This window comes from Moorena sp. SIO3I8 (assembly GCF_010692325.1).
Lineage (GTDB): Bacteria > Cyanobacteriota > Cyanobacteriia > Cyanobacteriales > Coleofasciculaceae > Moorena.
On record NZ_JAAHHW010000224.1, the window covers coordinates 1 to 4950 of the forward strand.

A 4950-nucleotide genomic window follows, 5' to 3' on the forward strand; every position below is an offset into this window, starting at 1 on the left:
TGATTCGAGGGTTGACTACCATTGCCCTGTCATCTTTTCCCGGTCTACCAATTTTGCTGCGCCGCCAGGTTACTGGACTTCGCTCGTATAGGCTGTCTGATCCATTGTCTCGGGTGGGTCGTTGACCTTCTTCATTATATCTGACTCTAGAAGAGTTGTCCACGGACGCAATTCCTGAGGGTCAGAAGTTACCGCAAAAATAAGGCAGCCTTTATGGTTGGTCGGCTATGGGTAAAAGGGTTAAAACTTTATGATTAAGGCTGCCTTATTTTAAGGTTTCGTCTCCGGGCTGTGTGCGGAACCTGCGTCCGCACTTTATACGCCCCGTCTCCCGCTAGCTAACCCTTTGGGTATAACGGGAGTCTCCTTGCTCTTAACGATGACCGTCACTGATAACCGCCACTTTGTACTAGCATGTAAAAACCTATATATTGATCTGTTCACTCCTGCTGTTGAGCTACTAGGGGCGTAATGAGCGAAAATATTGCTTTGAGTAGATTAATTCAAGACCCCCATCCTAATATTGGGATAAGACCACTATCTCTTTGTAGCTAGGCATGAGCTACTGTATCAATCCCCTGTGCCTTCAGCCAGATGACCCAGGGAACATGACGAATCTGGTTTGTCGCCATTGTGGCTCAGATTTGTTATTACAAGGTCGCTATCGGGTGATGCGCCTGTTGAGTGACCAAAGTGGCTTTGGTAAGGTTTACGAAGCTTACAACGGAGCAGTCCCAAAAATTCTGAAAGTGCTTAAGCCAGAGCACAACTCGAAATCGAGAATTATTGAACTATTTCGCCAAGAGGCAGCTGTATTGAGCAAGCTGACTCATCCCGGTATCCCTCAAATCGATCCAGAGGGGTACTTTCAGTTTTTTGCTAGACATAGTAAAGAGCCCCTGCATTGCATCATCATGGAGAAAATTGATGGACTTAACTTGAAGCAGTGGATGAGGCAACAGGGCAATCACCCAATTCTAGAACCGCAAGCCCTTAAATGGTTAAAGCAGATAGTAGAGATTTTGCATCTTGTTCACCAAGAAAACTATTTCCATCGCGATATCAAGCCAGAAAACATCATGCTCCGTGCCAATGGGCAATTGGTATTGATTGACTTTGGCACTGCTAGAGAGTTGACCTATACCTACCTAGCAGAAATTGGTGGTGGAGGCAGTGTTACCAAGATTAGTTCCCATGGCTATACTCCCCCAGAGCAAGAAAAAGGGTATGCAGTCCCACAGTCTGATTTTTATGCTCTAGGGCGAACCTTTGTTTATTTACTGACTGGTAAATCAGTCACCGATCAGAGTGTTTATGATCCGTTAAATGATCAATTTCATTGGCGTGAGCATGCTCCTCAAATATCTGAGCAGCTAGCCGACTTTATTGATAATTTGATGGCTCCAACGGCAGCAGCTCGACCTCAGAAGACTCAGCAAATTTTAAATGATATAGCTAATATTTATTCTTTGATTAGTATTTCGGAGGCTAAGACTAATATAGAAGCGAGTACAACCAACCAAAGATTTAAAACTAAATCTCAACCCAATATTTCTATAGAAACAGAAGTTGTAACACCCCCAAGAAGAAGAGGGTGGTTAGGAGGGATATTGGCTCTGGTGGTTGGCTTATTTGGTTCTGGTGGTTGGCTATTGTATCAAGCCTACAATCCTTCCCTGAGAAAATCTCAAGAAATATCTGTAGTTAACACTAAGACCTTTACTGCTCATTCAAGTTGGGTTAATTATCTAGTCATTAGTCAAGATGGCGAATTATTAGTTAGTGCTAGTGCCGATAAAACGATTAAAATTTGGAATATTAACACGGTAGAAGCAATCCACACTCTCGAAGGTCATAATAGCTTTGTTAATTATCTAGCTATTAGCCCGGATGGACAACAATTATTTAGTGCTAGTGCCGACAAAACGATTAAGATTTGGGATATCAACACGGGAAAAGAAATCCACACTCTCGAAGGTCATAAAAGTTATATTAATCATTTAGCGGTTAGTCCGGATGGACAACAATTATTTAGTGCTAGTGCCGACAAGACGATTAAGATTTGGGATATCAACACGGGAGAAGAAATCCGCACTCTCCAAGGTCATAAAAGTTCAATTAACTTTTTATTAATTAGTCAGAATGAGCAAGAACTATTTAGTGCGAGTGCCGATAAGACGATTAAAATTTGGGATATCAACACTGGGGAAGTACTCCGGACTCTCAAAGGTCATGATAGCTTTGTTAATTCTCTAGCTATAAGTCCGGATGGACAACGATTGTTTACTGCTAGTGCTGACAATACTATCAAAGTTTGGAATCTAGATACTGGGGAAGAAGTCAACAGTCTAAATGATCATACCAATTATGTGGAAGAACTAGCTATCGGTGCTAATTGTAAGAAGTTGTTCAGTGGAAGTGCAGATAAAACGATAAAAGTGTGGGATTTTGCTAATGAAAAACTAATCTATACTCTAAATGGTTTTCCAAATCCAATTGAATATTTTGCGATTAGTCCTGATTGCCAGACAATTGCTACTAGTGGTGGGAAAAAGATAATCAAACTCTGGCAGGTTCCACAGTTAAGTAATTAGTTTGTAAGTAATTAGTTTGGGTGAGCTGTTTGCGAGCAATTTTGATTTTATGAAGTTTAGAGTTAAAGTTAATTAAATGCTGATGATTACAAATAAAATCTCAATAGTAACAGACGAATGGACAACTCTCCTGTGACATCTTTTCCTGAAACTCCCTTGGCGCAAGCCATGATACAGCGGTGCATCCAACTAGCAAGGCGAGCCGAGGGACGTACTACACCCAACCCTTTAGTCGGTTGTGTAATTGTCCGGAATGGGGAAATTGTTGGGGAAGGGTTTCATCCCGCTGCTGGTCAACCTCACGCGGAAGTGTTTGCCCTCTCAGAGGCTGGAGAAAATGGCGAGGGAGCAACGGTTTACGTGAATATGGAACCTTGCAATCACTATGGTAGAACCCCTCCTTGTACAGAAGCGTTAATTAGGGCTGGAGTCGCTAAAGTAGTGGTGGGGATGGTGGACCCTGATCCACGGGTATCTGGAAAAGGTATTGAACGGTTAAGGGCGGCTGGGATTGAAGTGGTGGTAGGTGTGGAAGAGAGTGCTTGCCGTCAGCTCAATGAAGGCTTTATTCATCGCATTCTTTACCAGCGTCCATTGGGAATTCTCAAGTATGCCATGACTTTAGATGGCAAAATTGCTGCTACTAGTGGTCACAGCAAATGGATTACAGGGGAAAAGTCCCGCAGTTGGGTGCATCAACTGCGATCAGCTTGCGATGCAGTGATTGTGGGCGGTAATACGGTGCGTCAGGATAACCCCAATTTGACTAGCCACAATCCAAACGCACCGAATCCCCTACGGGTGATCATGAGTCGCACCCTCGACTTACCCAGAGATGCTCGTGTTTGGCAGACGGATGATGTACCTACGTTGGTGTTTACAGAGGTCGGAACTGAGGGAGATTTATATCAACATCTGGTCAACCAGGGTGTAGAGGTGGTGGTATTGAATCCCCTGACGCCTTCTCAAGTAATGGCATATTTATATGACAGGCAGCTTTCCAGTGTGTTATGGGAATGTGGTGGTATCTTAGCTGCAAATGCGATCGCAGATGGTGCAGTCCAAAAAATCGTAGCCTTTATTGCTCCCAAAATCATCGGTGGTCAAGGTGGTCCCTCACCGGTAGGAGATTTGGGCTTGACACTCATGACTGATGCTCTAACCTTAGAACGAGTCAGTTGGCGTCAGATAGGATCGGATTATGTTGTAGAAGGTTATTTAGCTTCTAAGAGGGAGTAGGGAGTAGGGAGTAGGGAGCAGGAAAAAGGCAAGAGGCAAGAGGCAAGAGGCAAGAGGCAAGAGGCAAGAGGTAAAACATTTTGTGGAGAAACGCTATTTTTATAAAATTTGGGATAAAAACTGCTTAGTACGTTCATGTTGAGGATTGTTGAAAAATTCCTGGGGTGTACTTTCTTCCACCAACTTCCCATCAGCCATTAGTACCACTCGGTCTGCAACTTCTCTAGCAAAACCTACCTCGTGGGTAACGCAAACCATAGTCATCCCAGAATCAGCAAGCGATCGCATGGTATCGAGTACCTCTCGCACCATCTCGGGGTCTAGAGCTGAGGTAGGCTCATCAAATAACATAATTTTAGGCTGCATTGCCAAAGCACGGGCAATAGCTACCCGTTGCTGTTGTCCCCCTGACAGTTGACCGGGATACTTCTTGGCTTGTTCGAGAATACCGACTTTTTCTAACAGCTGCATGGCAATTTCTTCAGCTTTTGCCTTTTTCCAGCGGCGCACCCAAATGGGAGCAAGGGTGACATTTTGCAGTACAGTCAGGTGAGGAAATAAGTTAAATTGTTGGAACACCATCCCCACTTCCTTGCGAATGGTATCAATGTTTCGCAAGTCATGGGAGAGTTCAATGCTATCAATAACAATTTTTCCTTTTTGATAGTCTTCTAAAGCATTAAATGTCCGAATAAACGTGGATTTTCCAGACCCACTAGGCCCCATGATCACCACTACTTCTTTTTTCTTGACTTCTAGACTGACACCACGCAGAACATGAAATTGGTTGCTGGTGTACCACTTATGAACATCTTGAGCGATGATCATTGATTCGGTATCTCCGGAATTAACTGGGTCTTGAGGAGCAGTGATCGGTTGTTGATTGGTCATGATTCTTTTCTCTTAAGTAACGTTGGATTGGGTTACAGGTTGAAGGTTACAGGTTGTTCGCGTAGCGTGGCCGAAAGGCCAAAGTTACAGGTTTAAGGTTACAGGTTGTTCGCGTAGCGTGGCCGAAAGGCCAAAGTTACAGGTTTAAGGTTACAGGTTGTTCGCGTAGCGTGGCCGAAAGGCCAAAGTTACAGGTTTAAGGTTATATAGCGTTTATCGCAGATCC

Annotated in this window: 3 protein-coding genes; 2 read left to right on the forward strand and 1 reads right to left on the reverse strand. The window is 43.8% G+C overall.

The genetic code is table 11. The features are described from left to right. Positions 1-557 precede the first annotated feature (557 nt). On the forward strand, positions 558-2594 hold the full coding sequence (locus F6K51_RS35200; protein WP_293030246.1) for a serine/threonine-protein kinase: 2037 nt from the start codon (positions 558-560) through the stop codon (positions 2592-2594). A 117-nt stretch (positions 2595-2711) separates the two neighbouring features. Further along, entirely contained in the window at positions 2712-3833 is a 1122-nt protein-coding gene (gene ribD, locus F6K51_RS35205) for a bifunctional diaminohydroxyphosphoribosylaminopyrimidine deaminase/5-amino-6-(5-phosphoribosylamino)uracil reductase RibD (RefSeq protein ID WP_293030249.1), read from the forward strand. 99 nt (positions 3834-3932) lie between these two features. On the opposite strand, the gene F6K51_RS35210 is transcribed toward ribD, so the two are convergent. Beyond that, on the reverse strand, positions 3933-4724 hold the full coding sequence (locus F6K51_RS35210; protein WP_293030252.1) for an amino acid ABC transporter ATP-binding protein: 792 nt from the start codon (positions 4722-4724) through the stop codon (positions 3933-3935). Between the last annotated feature and the right edge of the window lie 226 nt (positions 4725-4950).

Excerpts from the sequence above, each read along its gene's own strand:
- F6K51_RS35200 (WP_293030246.1), top strand. The coding sequence starts at position 558 with ATGAGCTACTGTATCAATCCCCTGTGCCTTCAGCCAGATGACCCAGGG.
- ribD (WP_293030249.1), top strand. The coding sequence starts at position 2,712 with ATGGACAACTCTCCTGTGACATCTTTTCCTGAAACTCCCTTGGCGCAA.
- F6K51_RS35210 (WP_293030252.1), bottom strand. The coding sequence starts at position 4,724 with ATGACCAATCAACAACCGATCACTGCTCCTCAAGACCCAGTTAATTCC.